This window comes from Chryseobacterium sp. FW101-FHT12H09 (genome assembly GCF_058790395.1).
Map to the genome: position 1 here is coordinate 170,395 of NZ_JBYTCP010000005.1, position 15,870 is coordinate 186,264.

Consider the following 15,870-nt stretch of genomic DNA (forward strand, 5'->3'; position numbering starts at 1 on the left):
AAATTGCAAAGGACTCAGTTTAATTACCGAGTCCTTTTTCTATACTTAAAGTTATCAGAAAACTGGCTTATTCAATTGCAGAGCAAAAAAAGAGACTGTCTTTCGACAGTCTCCTTCTATTAAAAAAACATTAAGGATTTATAATCACTTCCAGCCTCCGCCTAAGCTCTTATAAATATCAACAACTGTACTCAGCTGTTTTTCTTTAGCTTCTACCAATTCCATTTTGGCATCCAAAGCGTCTCTTTGATTTAAAAGTACCTCAAGGTAGTCTGCTCTTGAATTTCTGAATAATTGATTGGCAATATCGATTGACTGATCTAAAGCCTGTGTTTCCTCAGATTTCAGCTTATAATATTGGTCTATATTTTTAACCTTCGACATTAAGTTTGCAACATCCAGATAAGCATTTAGAATGGTTTTATCGTACTCATATAATGCCTGGATCTGTTTTGCATCGGCCGTCTGAAAATTAGCTTTAATCGCAGTTTTATTAATCAGAGGTCCCGCTACTTCACCTACTAGATTATAGGCAATAGATTCTGGCATTTTCACGAGATATGATGGCTTGAATGCCTCCAATCCCAATGTTGCAGAAATTTCCAAAGAAGGATAAAATTCCTTTCTTGCTGCCTCTACATCTAATTTCGCAGATTTTAATTCCAGTTCAGCTTGTTTTATATCCGGGCGATTTGCTAATAACTGCGCAGGAATACCTGTATAAACTGTTTGCGGAATTGTTGACATAAAGCTTTCTTTTGTTCTCACAATCGGCTGTGGGAATCTTCCTAAAAGTGCATTGATCCCATTTTCTTTTTCGGTGATCTGTTGACGGATTGTATACTCTGTTGCTTTGGATTTAGCCAGTTCGGCTTCAAATTTCTTTACCGCTAATTCCGTAGCCGCTGCCGCTTGTTTCTGTATTTTAGAGATCTCTAAGGCTTTCTCCTGAAGCTTAATATACTGTTGAATAATATCCAACTGGTTATCAAGAGACAACAACTCGTAATAATTATCAGCTACTTCCTCAATAAGGTTCGAAAGAATAAAATTCTTTCCTTCAACTGTAGATAAATAGTGGGCAACTGCCGATTCTTTCTCAGTTCTCAATTTTTTCCAGATATCAATTTCCCAGTTAGCCATTAATCCACCTTCAAAATTCCCCAATGGATCCGGCATTTCTCGACCTGGTTCAATCTCTGTGGTAGCATCACCAGCTCCTTCACTGGTATAACGACCGGATTTTTTCACTCCAGCTCCTATTGTGGCTGCCACAGTTGGGCTTAGCTTTCCTTTTTTATAAAGGACTCCGCTTTTTGCAATTTCAATTTCCTGTAAAGTAATCAATAGTTCCTGATTATTTTTCAGGGCAGTTTCTATTAAGCTTACTAAGTTTGAATCTGTAAAAAACTGTCTCCAGGGTGTTGTTCCGCTATTGGAATTAGCATCCTGCTGCTCGTTTTCTCCAAAATTCTGAGGTACATTTTCTTTTACCTCGTCTTTTATAACGGTCGCCATTGGAGCTTTACAACTTGCTACAACAAGTGATAATGCAATGGCTGTAAGAATTGATTTAATCTTCAAATTTTCCATCATGTTCATAAGGTTCAGTTTGTTCTGTTAAAGGATTCTCTTCTTCATATCTTGCCAGTCTGGATTTTTCAGCTATCGTTCCGAAGATGTAATACAATCCAGGAATGATCATTAGTCCGAAAATAGTTCCTATAAGCATTCCTCCAGCCGCAGCTGTTCCAATGGTTCTGTTTCCTACAGCTCCAGGACCCGTTGCCATTACCAATGGAATAAGTCCGGCAATAAATGCAAATGAGGTCATTAAAATAGGACGGAAACGGATTGTAGCTCCTTCAATTGCTGCTTTCATTACAGGAATGCCTTCTTCTGCTTTCTTCTGTACGGCAAACTCAACAATCAACACAGCATTCTTTCCTAATAGTCCGATTAACATTACCATTGCCACCTGAGCATAGATGTTGTTTTCTAATCCTAAAAGTTTAAGGCATAAAAATGCGCCAAAAATACCTGTAGGAAGAGAAAGAATTACCGGTAACGGAAGTATAAAACTCTCATATTGTGCGGAAAGGATCAGATAGACAAAGCCTAAACACACCAAAAAGATAAATACAGCTTCATTTCCACGGCTAACTTCATCTTTGGAAATACCAGCCCAGTCGATACCAAATCCTCTAGGGAGCGTCTTATCAGCAACTTCCTGAATTGCTTTGATCGCCTGACCACTACTATAACCAGGAGCAGGAGTTCCACTTACCTCGGAAGAATTATACATATTATGTCTTGTGATCTCTGATAGACCATATACTTTTTCAAGCCTCATGAAATCAGAATAAGGCACCATTTGTTCTTTATCATTTTTAACGTATAATTTCAAAAGATCACTCGGTAAAGCACGATATTGCGGACCTGCCTGAACAATTACTTTATAAGGTCTGTCAAAGCGGATGAAACTCGTTTCATAATTCGAACCAATCAATGTCGACAGGTTGTCCATAGCACTCGCAATAGTTACACCTTTCTGTTCTGCCAGATCGTTATCAACTTTCAGCATATACTGAGGGAAACTTGCAGAGTAAAAAGTAAATGCTGATCCCAGTTCAGGTCGTTTTTTTAATTCCCTTACAAAATCGTTACTTACCTGTTCCATTTTATGATAATCCCCACTTCCAGCTTTATCCAGTAATCGAAGTTCGAAACCACCTGCGGCACCATATCCCGGAATAGACGGTGGCTGGAAAAATTCAATATTAGCACCAGGAATATTTTTAGCCTTTTCTTCAAGCTTTTCAATAATTTCCGCAGCAGATTCTTTACGATCTTCCCAACTTTTTAAATTGATCAAACAAGTTCCTGAATTCGACCCCGTACCCTCCGTAAGGATTTCATAACCTGCCAGAGAAGAAACTGACTGTACGCCATCAATATCCTCTGATTCTTTTAACAGTTCTTTTGCTATCTGATTCGTTCTCTCTAAAGTAGATCCTGGAGGTGTCTGAATAATTGCATAGATCATTCCCTGATCTTCACTTGGAATAAATCCTGAAGGAAGCGAATTACTTAGAAAGAAAGTACATAAACAAAAAGCCAATAACAGAGGTAATGTAAACATCTTTTTAGTCACTGTTTTATTCAGCAGCTTTTCATATTTCCCAGCACCCTTAGTAAATACACCATTGAATTTATCTAAAAATATTGTGATCAGATTTCTCTTTTTAGCTTTCCCGTGATTATTCTTTAATATTAAAGCACATAATGCGGGAGTCAATGTCAAGGCTACAATTCCTGAAAGGATAATTGCTGAAGCCATCGTGATCGAAAACTGACGGTAGAAAACACCAACCGGGCCAGACATAAAGGCAATAGGGATGAAAACGGATGCCATTACTAAAGTAATTGCGATAATTGCACCACTGATCTCATGCATTGCTTCTTCTGTTGCTTTTAGTGGAGAAAGTCCTTTCTCTTCCATTTTAGCATGGACAGCTTCAATTACTACAATTGCATCATCGACGACGACCCCGATCGCCATAACTAAAGCAAAGAGCGAGATCATATTTAATGTAATTCCAAAAGCGGACATTACAGCAAATGTTCCAACCAATGAAACAGGAACTGCTAAAGCTGGAATTAAAGTTGAACGCCAATCTCCTAAAAACAGGAATACCACAATTGCTACCAAAATAAATGCTTCGAATAAAGTATGCACGACCTTTTCAATAGAGGCATCCAGGAATCTTGAAACATCATAACTGATATCATAATGCATCCCTTTTGGAAAAGAGTTTTTCTGAAGGTCAGCCATCAAAGTTTTTACATTCTTAATAACGTCACTTGCATTTGAACCATAAGATTGTTTTACAGTAATCGCCGCAGAAGGTTTCCCATTTAATGTTGAATAAATATCATACATTGAACTACCAAACTCGATATCGGCAACATCTTTTAATCTTACAAATTCTCCAGCTGACTTAGCCTTTAGAATGATATTACCATAATCCTTTTCATTACTAAAACGACCAGGATATTTTAGGATATATTCGAATGATTGAGAACGTTTTCCGGAGCTCTCTCCTGTTTTACCTGGAGAGGCTTCTAAGCTTTGCTCATTTAAAGCTTCCATTACTTCATCTGCCGAAATATTGTAGGCTGTTAATCTGTCTGGTTTTAACCAAACACGCATTGCATATTCACGGGTTCCAAGAATATCTGCAAATCCAACTCCACTTACCCTTCTCAATTCAGACATTACATTAATATCTGCATAGTTGAACAGGAATTTCTGATCGGCCTTTGGATCATCACTGTATAAATTAATATACATCAACATGTTTGGTTCTTCACGGGTAATTTTCACCCCTTCACGAACTACCAGCGGAGGTAATTTATTAACCACCGAAGACACACGGTTTTGAACGTTTACAGCAGCAACATTGGGATCAGTACCCAAGTCAAATACAATTTGAATAGAGGCTTCACCGTCATTTCCGGCATCTGAAGTCATATACTTCATACCTGGAACACCATTTAAACCTCTTTCTAAAGGAATAACTACAGATTTAATTAACAGTTCATTGTTTGCTCCCGGATATTCCGCTGTAATATTTACTTTGGGTGGAGAGATGGAGGGAAACTGTGTCACGGGCAATTTTACCAATGACAGAACCCCCATAAATACGATAATCAATGAGATTACGATAGACAGAACAGGTCTGCGAATGAATTTCTTAAACATACAACTTCATTTTACGAGTAGACTACTCTGCTTTTAATTTCAATGATTGAATTACTTTTCTAGGGTCCTGGAATTTCACTTTTACTTTTTGATCATCTTTTACTTTTTGAACTCCTTCTAAAAGAAATTTATCTCCTTCCGAAAGTCCAGAAGCAACCACATAAAGATCTGGTAATTCGTAAGCTACTTTTATATTTTTAGATTTCAATACGCCATCTTTCCCTACCACAAATACATATTTCTGATCCTGAATTTCGTACGTTGCTTTTTGCGGAATAATTAGAGCATTTCTAAGGGGCAATGTCATTCTTACTTTTCCAGTTTCTCCATTTCTCAACAATTTATCTGGATTTGGAAACTTGGCACGGAAAGCAATATTTCCTGTCTCATTATCGAATTCCCCTTCAATGGTTTGGATCTCTCCTTTCTGAGGAAGCGCATCCCCATTTGCCATAATTAAAGTTACTTCTTTACTTCCCCTATCAGCAGCATGCATCTGATAGTTCAGGTATTCGGGTTCTGAAACATTAAAATAGGTATAGACATTGGTGTTATCAGACAAGCTTGTCAATAGATCACCTTCATCAATCAAGCTCCCTAACTTCAATGGAATTCTGTTGATAATACCAGAGTAAGGTGCTTTAATATCTGTAAATGATAAATGAATCTGAGCTAATTTCATTTCAGCATTGGCAGCATCTAGTTTAGCTTTTGCCATTGCTTTTTCATTCTTTGAAACAATATTATTATTCGCTAATGTACTGGCATTTCTCAGCTCAATATTAGCTTGCTCTACTTCAGCTTTAGATTTCATTAATTCAGCCTGATATAGCTGAGGCATAATTCGAAACAAGGTCTGTCCTGCGTGAACATACTGACCTTCATCTACATAAATCTTTTCAAGAAATCCTTTTTCCTGTGCACGGATCTCAATGTTTTTTACGGATTGAATCTGAGTAACATAATCCTTATTAATTACTGTATCCATCTTTACCGGAGACGTAATTGGATATGTTGTGACTTCTTCTTTTTCTTCCTTCTTATTATTGCAACTAGCAAATAACAAGAGGGTGCTTAGCGCTATGCCTGAGGCAGCTCTTTTCATAATTTTGAAATTATATAAATCGTTAATGTTTAATAGAATAGAATGGTAATAAAGATTAAACGTTATGATGATTACCAGCAAACACAACGCAGGAGTATTCCGCTCTGATAGGAGAGCAGAAAATAAATCGAAAAATGAATTTTATATTCTAATAGAACATATCAGAATGAATTTTTTTACGGAGGAATAGTTAGAAATAAAACCTTGTATAGCAGGTTTTAGCCGTTTGTAATTAAATAATCCGAAGAAGTATACTAAACTACAGACACTTACGAAAAGTACCACATTTTGCACGGTATCCGAAAATTGGAAATCATCTTCAATCAATTCCAAAGAATTATTTCCGACATTATCCGGCGCTTGCTGAATAGATAATTTCTCGTAGGTCTGATTTAAGCGATTTGCCTTTTTTGGTAAGTGGTGAGAAGTATGATCAGGAAAATGATTTTGTAATGTTTTGACATTGATCTTACTTTCCACTATAAAAAGCAGAAATAAGCTTGTCAAAAAGTATACAATATAGGTTCTCATTTTGAAGTGGCAAAGGTAAGCTTAGATTTGAATATTATTATACAGATTAACAAAATTTAACTCACCTTGAAAAATTCTGAATCCAAATTATTACAAAAATATAAAACTAAAGATTTAAGATTTAAAAAGACTTTACACCTTCTTCAGGCCATTTATGAATCAAAAAAACAGCATAAAAAAAATTCTTAAATAAAAAAAATATAGTTAAAAAAACAAAAATAGGTTTTTTGAAACCAACATATTTACCCACAATATATATGAATATTTATTTAATTTATTAAAAATTAACAAATATCCCGTAAAAAAATTGTAATTTTACACATTATAAACATCTAACCAATGAAAAACCAAATCACTTATAATTATGAAAAAAATATTTTATCCCATCATTATTGTTCTGGCTGTTGTATCAGTAACAGCGTGTAAAAGTTCGGCAAAAGATGAACCCGAAATTACAGCAACCCATCCTGTGGAAACGGATGAAATAACCAAAGATGTTTTTACAGACAGCTATGGAGACAAAATAGAAGTTGCTATTAATAATACAGAAAATACGGTAGTTGTTCATTTGAACGGTAAATCTTATGAGCTTAAGAAAAACAAAGATTTACCAGATTATACTGCATCCAATTCAGAATACCAATACTCAAATATCAGAGGCAATATCACTTTCCTGAAAAGAAATGTTGACATGGTTTTATTTCATCATAAGCAAGACAAAAAAGACTCTGGATCCAGCAAAATGGCTTCTTACTAATTAACCTTAAATCTTAGGTGTTTAAATAAAAACAATAACTATGAAAAAATTACATTATTACTTATTGACACTTTTTACATTTGCCCTTATTATAGGTTGTACAAGTAAGACCGTACAACAAAGCAATAGTGACATTACTGGAAAAACATGGAAACTAACGGAAATTAACGGGCAACCCATAAAGCTTAAAAACCCAAAGAACAACCCATATTTCTCATTAAATACAACTGACATGAGATATGAAGGGAATGCCGGATGTAATGGAGTAGGTGGCTCTTTTGAAATCAAACAGGACATAATGCGTATAAAATTCAATCAAGGAATGTCTACTATGATGGCCTGTGAAGATTTAGAAACTGAGCAGCTTTTTACCAAAGCATTACTTGCAACAGATAATTATTCTGTAAATGGAAATACCTTAACACTTAATAAGGCTAAAATGGCTCCACTGGCAAAGTTTGTTCTACAAAAATAAAATTAAGATTTTGAATAATAAAGGCGCTTTACCTGAGGTAAAGCGCCTTTAATTTTATTTTTTATAAATCATATAACATATCAAAAGAGAAATATTCATGAGCACAGCAAAAGCATTGGATAAAATAATTGGAAGCTCATTCTTTAATATGCCATACCATACCCATAAAGAAAGACCAGATATAAGTACCAAAAGCATAATCCAGGAAATATCCTCAACATTTTTCTCTTTCAAAACCTTTAAAAGCTGAGGTACCATTGATATAGAGGTAAGTATACCTGCTACAATTCCAAGAATATTTACATTCATTTTGTTTAGATCTATCAGTTTGAAGATAGGAAATTAGATCAAATTGTTTAGATAAATTTTAAAATATTTAGCATTAGTTTTATTTAAAACGGGACAGGGAAACTTCATCTGGTAAAGAAACCTCCTCTTCAATAAACTGATACAGCCTTTTAGAAAAATAACATCCATTCAAAATTCCTCTCGCACCCAACCCATTGAAAACATACAAATTCTGATGCTCCGAATGTCTTCCTACAATAGGTCTTCTATCCTTTACAGTAGGCCTGAACCCAAAGTTAACTTCACGTACTTCAAAATCATTTGGATACAATTCAGACAGCGCCTTTATCAACTGTTCCACCGCAGAATCATCGATGTGATGATGGAGTTGCTCTCTGTCATAGGTTCCACCATAAAAATGGAGACCATTATTTACTGGAAATAGAAAATGTTTCTTTTTAATCGTAACATCTTTTTGAATAGCTTCAGAAAGTTTGACTTTTATGTGATGTCCTTTATTTGGAATTACAGCAATATCAGAAAAAAAAGGGTTGTCTTTCACTCCCATTCCTTCGCAAAAAATAACATGCTTAAAGGAGATATCTTTATATATGTTATCAGATGTATTTAACTGATTATAATCGAATTTTTCTTTTACCAGTTGTTCATTTCTCTCAAAATATTTGAAAAAATTACTAAAAAATCCATCCACATCTAGTCTTGCAGACTGATTTACTTTCCCCGTGGAGAAAGGATTATTAACCCCATCCAAATGTTGAAATTCTTTATTTAAGAATTCAGAAAGATCTTCATTATCTGATTTCTTTAACCAGAGTCTCTGCTCATTTTCGTCATGGAAAATCCGATGAATAGGATTGGTAATTAAATAGTTCTTTTTGGTATATGATTCAATTTCCAAAAGACTATCCTTCAGAAAGTCTATCTGCTGTTGAGCAAGCCAGAAGGTCGTGAATTTTTTTAGAACTACAGGATTAATAATTCCTGCAGAAACTTGTGAAGCGCTTTTCCTTCCTTCAGAAAAAATAATAAAAGATTTATTATTCTTAATTAGCTGATGGGCAAAAAATAGTCCCGCATATCCATCTCCTACAATAATATAGTCTATATTTTTCATAATAAAAAAACCTGAGTAAAAGTACTCAGGTTTTGTATAAATATCAAGTGAAATCTAATAATTCCACATATCATTTTCCATATCTAGAATCTGACCTTTAATTCTGTCACTTTCTTCTAATTGCTCATCAGCATTCTTAGGAATGTAATCTTTGATTACTCCATCTCCTAAACCTCCAGAAGATTTGTAGATAATTGACGAGAATCTTCTTGCATTGATAATATCATCAAAAGATAAATCAGCTGACGAATTTTTTCTGTTATACACAAAATTATTCGCTAATATCTCTCTTGCACTTGGATAATAGATCCAGAATAGATCAATCAACTCATCATTACTGGCAAGCGGTTTACCATCTGGTCCGATAACACCTTGAACAGCTGGATCTGGTCCCATTGCAGCAATACCAAGAGGTCTGTATTTCATTTGACCATCTCTTTTGTCAATAAACCACATACCCATAATCTTTAATACTTTCACCTTTTCAGTTGTTGTTTTAAAGACATCAGTGTACTCCTTCTTTTCCTGCTCAGTTAATGCTCTTCCAGAATTTAAAATATCAATAGCAGCATCAGCAACTCTTACACTTTCTAATCTCTTTTGAATTCCTTCAGGAGTTAGCTTAGTTACAAAATTCTCATCATCATATACTTCCTGAATTTTACCACTTGTAGCTGCATCCAATAATAACTGATACAAAGATCTTGTTTGAGTAGCAAGTAGACCATCAGGATTATCATAGTATAATGGCTGATTAATCTTATCATTCATATCAATAATCTCCCAAACAAACATACTCTTTAAGATATCTTTATCTTCTACAAAACCATATTCCAAAGGCTTTACAGTTTTATCGACAATCGTATCTCCAACTTTTTGTTTATTTTCAGCTCTCATTTGTCTGAACTCTTCCGGAGAAGATGCATTCAGAATAGTCTGGGAAAAAGCAAACCCCGAAACTACTACTAAAAAAGTGCTTATATATTTTTTCATAATATTATTTTAACTTATTAAAATTACTGAACATTGATTACAACAGGAGAGATATTTCTCAATGTCTGGTTTCCTAAACCTGTAGCAGTTGCTTTAATATCAAAGATATAAACTACATCCCCTGCTCTCACGTTTTTAACTAATCCAGCGGCTTCATCAAGGCTATTACCTTTGATCAATAGTGCCGCTCTACCTGGTACTTTTACCATAAACTGGTTAACAGTAAACGAAACCGGGAAGTCGAAATCAGGTAATGCTGCCTGTACCATTTGATTTGGAATTGAAGTAGCTGGAATATTCAATACCGTTTGGCCTCTCATTTGACCTTGCGGATTAGGAACATTTTTAATTCTATATTCAAATACCTGAGAAACTGTTTTACCATAAGGATCAGTTCCCGACAATGTCAATTTAATAGTATTTCCAGTAGAAGGAGTAATATTCCATTTTCCAGGACCAGTTCCTTTTACAACAGCACCAGGAGCAGATAATGATAATTTAGAATTATCAGCACCTAAGATAGATCCGGATACAGGATTCTCCAATCCTCTATACATTACATTCATCTTATCTGCTGAAAGTAACAATCCTTTTTCTAGTTTTACTTCTCTTGGTCCGGCAATTACATTATAAGTATGCGTCCAAGGGAAACTTTGAGGCTTACCAGAAGCATCTGTTAATGTAATATTACCACTTAAAGTATGTTCGCCAATACCTGATCCAGAAATTGGGATAATCCCTTTTCCATTCTCAAGTTTGCTTACTCCTGTAATATTGATCTTATTACTGGTTGAATAAGTTCCTAACATAACTTTAACTTCTGCCTGCTTACCAGACTGGATATCAACCGGTCCAGAAACAATTGGCTCATAGCTGCTAAATTTAATGCTAGCATCTACTTTTTCTTGAAGTAATAATGCTAATGCATCAGATTGTACGTTTCTAGCATCATTCTGGATAATCTCTAAATTAGAGATCGCAGCAATAAGTGGCTGATGATAAAATTTATTCTGAAACCAAGTCTTCTCATTTGGTGATTTTCCTTTTGGATATTCAGCAATAAGAGATTTGTTAGCTCTTTCAACTAAGTCTTTTAACTGTGCATTGTTTCCAAAAGTAGCATTAATGTAATTTCTTACATCATCTATTTTACTTTTTAGCTCCAATGCTCCTTTCGAAGGTGAATTTTCATCTCCATCAGCAAAGAAATAATGTGTTGTTGCATCATTATTGTTAAGTGCTGCAAAATTTTCGCTTACATCAACATCTTTCTTTGTTTCAGGATCTTTATCATGAAAGTCTGATTCCTTGTTAAGGGTATTTTTAATACCTTGAGCTGCAACAACCAATGCATCAATCTTTCCTTTTAAAACTTTATATTGTTCCCAAGGTTGTTGATAGGTATCTGGTACCTGCTGAGCTTTAGCTTCTAATGTTTTTTCAAAAATTTTCTCATTCTTTTTCTCCGTTAAAGTTCTTGTTTCATTAAGAGCTTTTGTAGAGTCATAATATGATCTGATGATTTCCGCATCAATATTTAGGGCCATCATAGCGATGAACACCAAATACATAAGGTTGATCATCTTCTGACGTGGAGTCTGTTTTCCTTGTGCCATTCTTTTTCTTTGTTTTGGATTAAAATTTAAATTTAAAAATGGTTAGGAAATTATGACTTCATAGCGGTTAGCATACCACCATAAACTCTATTTAAATTATTTAAGTTAGATGTTAAACCTTGTAACTCCTGATTGAATTTTTCTGAATGCTCAGCAGACTTCTGCATATCTGCTACATATTTGTTAGCAAATTCTGATTGTCTTTTACCATTCTCCAACTGCATTGTATATAAAGCATTCATGCTTTCCATGTGTTGAGCTGCTTTATTTAGTTGGTCGTTATATTTGTGAGTAGAAGCAGAAACGTCTACTGTTTGGTTGATTTGATCAACAGAGTTTGAAAATTTATCAATTCCTGTTCTTAATCTATCGAATAATTGAACATCTAATTTAGCATCTTGCAACATCTTATCCAATTTCGAAGAAAGTGAATTTTCTAGTTCTGCAAATTGAGCTGCAGCATTATTTCTAGAAGATACATTAGAGTGAAGCGGATTTGGGTTTGCATGTTTATCTAATAATTCAGGATATACATTTTCCCAAGCATAAGACTCCTCAGACTTTGGAGGGTCAAAAGCGAAAATAATGAAGATGATAGCTTCAGTAATAAGCCCTACAGTAAGAGCAACGTTACCACTGATTGGCCCCAAGTTAATGTGAGTAATCTTAAGCCAAGCTCCAAGAATTACAATTGCAGCACCGAATGAATAAAAGAAATTCATCCAAGCATCTTTAGTCTTAAACATATAAGTTAGTTTTTTTTAATGATTAAAAATAAATTGTATTGAAAAATAATTGTTTGATCTGATTATCTGTTAACTCTTCTTGGTTTAACAGCAGCCTCAGGAATATCCTGTACAGTTCTGAATCCAATATAACTTCTAGCCGAATCTTTTCTTTCCCAATCTCTTGCACCAGTCATAAGCATTGCACCTATATCTTTCCAAGAACCTCCTCTTACAGATTTTTTAGAATCTGTTTTATCTTTAGTTGAAGGATTTAAAGTTGAAGAAAATCCGTATGAAGAATTGTTATAAGAAGATTCTGTCCATTCAGAAACGTTTCCAGCCATATCAAATAACCCAAATCCATTTTTCTTAAATTTCTTTACTGGAGCTGAATATGTATAAGTCCCTTTCTTATCATCTTCCATATAATTACCTCGTTTAGGTTTAAAGTTTGCCAAGTAGCAACCTCTGTCATCCATTAAATATGGACCTCCCCAAGGATATGTAGCATTTTGCATACCGCCTCTTGCTGCATATTCCCATTCGATCTCTGTAGGTAAACGGAATTGTAATGGTCTTTGTTTTCTTCTTTTCAAGCTTTCATTGTAATCTGTTTTCAATTTAGATCTGAAGTTACAATAAGCTCTTGCCTGATCCCAAGTTACCCCAACAACTGGATAATCTTTATAAGCTTTATGCCAGAAATACTGTTCAAATAAGGGCTCGTTATATGCAAAGTGAAAATCTTTTACCCAAACTGTAGTGTCCGGATAGATCGCGATGCTTTTACTTTTAAGGTAGTTTACTCCTCTTTCGTTGTCAGCAAGTGCAGCATCCATGTCTCCCCACTGATAATTATATTTTAATTTACTAACATCTAGGATTCTTTCATTCCCCATTCTAGAAGAAGCTGGCAAATACAAAGATTCTAGAACTTCCGCATATTCAACATCAGGATATTTTGTAGTATTCCAATGTAATGGGATTTTCCAATCTAATTTTTTACTTGCATCGTAACTACCGTCATCTCTTCCTCCCTGTCCTTCTAAATATTCTTGATAAGGAGTTAGGTTCTCTTCTTTTTTAGCAAGGTATGCATAATCTCCTATGCTTGCACCTCTGCCTCCGCCTTCGCCACCTTCTCCAGCAGCTTCAGCAAGTAGAGTTCTAGCAATAGAGTCTCTTACATAATTAATGAATACTCTGTATTCTGCATTAGTAGTTTCTGCTTCATCCATAAAGAAAGACGAAACGGTTACTGTTTTTAATGCTGATTTTTCAGGGGTATGTGTAATATCCTGATCAGCTAAACCTGCAATAAAAGATCCTGCAGGAATCGCAACCATACCGTATGGTCTTTCAGCAACAAATGATTTAGTTTTTTCTCTTGGTATCAACTCTCCTTTTGTTCCTGGCTTCCCTACAGAAGAGCTACCACCACCTGAACAAGATACCGACGCTACTGACGCAGACAATAATAATAGAAATATCCTTTTCATGTTAATTTTTATAATTAAGCCGTAAATATATAATTTTTTTAAGAAACTTTTAAGATTTTTTTTGAAATAACGCTAGAAATCTAAATTTATTTTATTTCCTAGTATTTTTATTCTACAGTTACCGACTTAGCGAGGTTTCTAGGCTGATCTACATTGGCTCCTCTATATACTGCAATGTAATAAGCTAAGAGTTGTAAAGGCACCGATGCAACGATCGGAGAAAAGCATTCAGACGTCTCAGGAATCTCAATAACATAGTCTGCCATTTCACTTACCTGTTTGTCTCCTCTATTAACAACAGCAATCACTTTCCCTTTTCTAGCCTTTATTTCCTGAACATTACTTACAATCTTATCATAGTGCCCCTTTTTAGGAGCAATAATAACGATTGGCATATTTTCATCAATTAAAGCAATTGGGCCATGCTTCATTTCTGCAGCAGGATACCCTTCTGCATGGATATAGGAAATTTCCTTCAATTTTAAAGCACCTTCTAAGGCTGCAGGGTAATTGTACCCTCTACCTAGATATAAGAAATTCTGAACTCCAACGAAATCTTTAGCTATGCTCTGTGTTAATTCATGTGTAGAATTCAAGACATCTTCTATTTTCTTTGGAATGGCATCCAATTCTGAAATAAGGCTCATGAATTCGGCATTTCCAAGGTTACCGTTATGTTTACCTAGTTTAAATGCTATCAACGTTAAAATCGTAAGCTGAGCTGTAAAAGCTTTTGTTGAAGCTACTCCAATCTCAGGTCCAGCATGTGTATATGAGCCGGCATCCGTAATTCTTGCAATAGATGAATCTACTACATTACATATACCATATATAAATGCTCCTTTTTCTTTAGCTAATTTTAAGGCAGCCATTGTATCAGCTGTTTCTCCAGACTGAGAAATTGCAATTACAACATCTTTATCCGTAATAATAGGATTTCTATATCTGAATTCTGAGGCATATTCTACTTCAACTGGTATTCTTGCATATTCTTCTATAAGATATTCACCTATAAGACCAGCATGCCAAGAAGTTCCACAGGCAATTATAATTATTCTGTTGGCATTCTTAAATTTTTCAACATGATCCCAGATCCCTGCCATTTTTATTACGCCCTCATCTACAAGTAACCTTCCTCTCATTGTATCGTGAATGGACTTAGGCTGTTCGAAAATTTCCTTAAGCATGAAGTGCTCATATCCCCCCTTCTCTATCTGCTCTAAGTTCAATTTCAATTGTTGAATTTCAGGTTCTATTTTAGAATTCTCTTTGATCGTTCTAATGTCAACCCCTCCTTCTAAGGAAATTGTTGCCATATGCCCCTCTTCTAGGTAGATCGCTTCTTTCGTAAATTCTACAAAAGGAGATGCATCAGAAGCAATAAAGTACTCTTTATCACCAATTCCAATAGCTAAAGGAGAACCTAATCTACCAACTACTAAAACGCCAGGATAATCTTCATGCATAACCGTAATAGCATAAGCTCCATATACTTCATTCAAAGCATACCTTACAGCCGTTGGAAAATCTATTCCAGCATTTATATCCATAAAATACTGAATAAGATTTACTAATACCTCAGTATCTGTTTCAGACCTGAAGGTAAATCCCTTTTCAGTAAGCATCTTTTTAATGGTATCATAGTTTTCAATGATTCCATTATGGATAATAGCAATTTTGTTATTATTAGATAAATGCGGGTGAGAATTTCTATCACTTGGAACTCCGTGAGTTGCCCAACGGGTGTGCCCCATCCCCATTTTTGCAGTACCTTTTAGTTGACTCGAAATATTGACAAGATCATCAACTTTTCCTTTTGTCTTTTCAACTTCAAATGAATTATTCTCTTTTTCCAGAACAATTCCTGCACTGTCATATCCTCTGTATTCTAGTCTTCTAAGACCATTTATAACTACATCGTAAGCATCTTGAAAGCCTGTGTATCCAACTATTCCGCACATAATTTATTTGGTGTATT

Annotated in this window: 13 protein-coding genes; 2 read left to right on the forward strand and 11 right to left on the reverse strand. The window is 34.9% G+C overall.

The window, feature by feature from the left end; genetic code table 11:
- Window positions 1-144: 144 nt before the first annotated feature.
- From AC3WRL_RS19740 to AC3WRL_RS19755, 4 genes are all read right to left on the reverse strand, one after another.
- On the reverse strand, window positions 145-1,602 hold the full coding sequence (locus AC3WRL_RS19740) for a TolC family protein (protein ID WP_492331092.1): 1,458 nt from the start codon (window positions 1,600-1,602) through the stop codon (window positions 145-147).
- The gene (locus tag AC3WRL_RS19745; RefSeq protein ID WP_261513091.1) at window positions 1,574-4,765 is read right to left on the reverse strand and encodes an efflux RND transporter permease subunit; all 3,192 of its coding nucleotides are present in this window, start codon (window positions 4,763-4,765) and stop codon (window positions 1,574-1,576) included. The genes AC3WRL_RS19740 and AC3WRL_RS19745 overlap by 29 nt, the downstream gene beginning before the upstream one ends.
- 22 nt (window positions 4,766-4,787) lie before the next feature.
- Entirely contained in the window at window positions 4,788-5,870 is a 1,083-nt protein-coding gene (locus AC3WRL_RS19750) for an efflux RND transporter periplasmic adaptor subunit (RefSeq protein WP_214828835.1), read from the reverse strand.
- A gap of 141 nt (window positions 5,871-6,011) precedes the next feature.
- Window positions 6,012-6,401: a hypothetical protein gene (locus AC3WRL_RS19755; protein ID WP_492331093.1), complete on the reverse strand. Its 390-nt coding sequence runs from the start codon at window positions 6,399-6,401 to the stop codon at window positions 6,012-6,014.
- A 364-nt stretch (window positions 6,402-6,765) separates the two neighbouring features.
- Between AC3WRL_RS19755 and AC3WRL_RS19760 the strand changes: the two genes are divergently transcribed.
- Both AC3WRL_RS19760 and AC3WRL_RS19765 read left to right on the forward strand, forming a co-directional pair.
- Window positions 6,766-7,158 carry a hypothetical protein gene (locus AC3WRL_RS19760; RefSeq protein ID WP_214828831.1) on the forward strand — a complete coding sequence of 131 codons (393 nt, stop codon included), beginning with the start codon at window positions 6,766-6,768 and terminating at the stop codon, window positions 7,156-7,158.
- Between the two features lie 40 nt (window positions 7,159-7,198).
- A complete protein-coding gene (locus AC3WRL_RS19765; RefSeq protein ID WP_492331094.1) occupies window positions 7,199-7,633 on the forward strand; it encodes an META domain-containing protein in 435 nt (144 codons plus the stop codon).
- Window positions 7,634-7,687: 54 nt separating this feature from the next.
- Here AC3WRL_RS19765 and AC3WRL_RS19770 read toward each other — a convergent pair whose 3' ends face one another.
- The 7 genes from AC3WRL_RS19770 to glmS form a co-directional block, all read right to left on the reverse strand.
- Complete coding sequence (locus AC3WRL_RS19770; RefSeq protein ID WP_214828827.1) at window positions 7,688-7,942, reverse strand: SemiSWEET transporter; 255 nt, start codon at window positions 7,940-7,942, stop codon at window positions 7,688-7,690.
- 79 nt (window positions 7,943-8,021) lie between these two features.
- Window positions 8,022-9,056: an NAD(P)/FAD-dependent oxidoreductase gene (locus AC3WRL_RS19775; RefSeq protein ID WP_492331095.1), complete on the reverse strand. Its 1,035-nt coding sequence runs from the start codon at window positions 9,054-9,056 to the stop codon at window positions 8,022-8,024.
- Window positions 9,057-9,110: 54 nt separating this feature from the next.
- Window positions 9,111-10,049, reverse strand: coding sequence for a type IX secretion system ring subunit PorN/GldN (gene porN, locus AC3WRL_RS19780; protein ID WP_214828818.1), 939 nt, complete (start codon window positions 10,047-10,049; stop codon window positions 9,111-9,113).
- Window positions 10,050-10,072: 23 nt separating this feature from the next.
- Window positions 10,073-11,665, reverse strand: a complete 1,593-nt coding sequence (porM, locus tag AC3WRL_RS19785) for a type IX secretion system motor protein PorM/GldM (protein WP_214828816.1) — start codon at window positions 11,663-11,665, stop codon at window positions 10,073-10,075.
- A gap of 50 nt (window positions 11,666-11,715) precedes the next feature.
- Window positions 11,716-12,411, reverse strand: a complete 696-nt coding sequence (porL, locus tag AC3WRL_RS19790; protein WP_214828814.1) for a type IX secretion system motor protein PorL/GldL — start codon at window positions 12,409-12,411, stop codon at window positions 11,716-11,718.
- Between the two features lie 62 nt (window positions 12,412-12,473).
- Entirely contained in the window at window positions 12,474-13,892 is a 1,419-nt protein-coding gene (porK, locus tag AC3WRL_RS19795; RefSeq protein ID WP_214828812.1) for a T9SS ring complex lipoprotein PorK/GldK, read from the reverse strand.
- 107 nt (window positions 13,893-13,999) lie between these two features.
- Entirely contained in the window at window positions 14,000-15,853 is a 1,854-nt protein-coding gene (gene glmS / locus AC3WRL_RS19800; RefSeq protein ID WP_214828810.1) for a glutamine--fructose-6-phosphate transaminase (isomerizing), read from the reverse strand.
- Between the last annotated feature and the right edge of the window lie 17 nt (window positions 15,854-15,870).

Coding starts and splice junctions, on each gene's coding strand:
- AC3WRL_RS19740 (WP_492331092.1), bottom strand. CDS start 1,602: ATGAACATGATGGAAAATTTGAAGATTAAATCAATTCTTACAGCCATT.
- AC3WRL_RS19745 (WP_261513091.1), bottom strand. CDS start 4,765: ATGTTTAAGAAATTCATTCGCAGACCTGTTCTGTCTATCGTAATCTCA.
- AC3WRL_RS19750 (WP_214828835.1), bottom strand. CDS start 5,870: ATGAAAAGAGCTGCCTCAGGCATAGCGCTAAGCACCCTCTTGTTATTT.
- AC3WRL_RS19755 (WP_492331093.1), bottom strand. CDS start 6,401: ATGAGAACCTATATTGTATACTTTTTGACAAGCTTATTTCTGCTTTTT.
- AC3WRL_RS19760 (WP_214828831.1), top strand. CDS start 6,766: ATGAAAAAAATATTTTATCCCATCATTATTGTTCTGGCTGTTGTATCA.
- AC3WRL_RS19765 (WP_492331094.1), top strand. CDS start 7,199: ATGAAAAAATTACATTATTACTTATTGACACTTTTTACATTTGCCCTT.
- AC3WRL_RS19770 (WP_214828827.1), bottom strand. CDS start 7,942: ATGAATGTAAATATTCTTGGAATTGTAGCAGGTATACTTACCTCTATA.
- AC3WRL_RS19775 (WP_492331095.1), bottom strand. CDS start 9,056: ATGAAAAATATAGACTATATTATTGTAGGAGATGGATATGCGGGACTA.
- porN (WP_214828818.1), bottom strand. CDS start 10,049: ATGAAAAAATATATAAGCACTTTTTTAGTAGTAGTTTCGGGGTTTGCT.
- porM (WP_214828816.1), bottom strand. CDS start 11,665: ATGGCACAAGGAAAACAGACTCCACGTCAGAAGATGATCAACCTTATG.
- porL (WP_214828814.1), bottom strand. CDS start 12,411: ATGTTTAAGACTAAAGATGCTTGGATGAATTTCTTTTATTCATTCGGT.
- porK (WP_214828812.1), bottom strand. CDS start 13,892: ATGAAAAGGATATTTCTATTATTATTGTCTGCGTCAGTAGCGTCGGTA.
- glmS (WP_214828810.1), bottom strand. CDS start 15,853: ATGTGCGGAATAGTTGGATACACAGGCTTTCAAGATGCTTACGATGTA.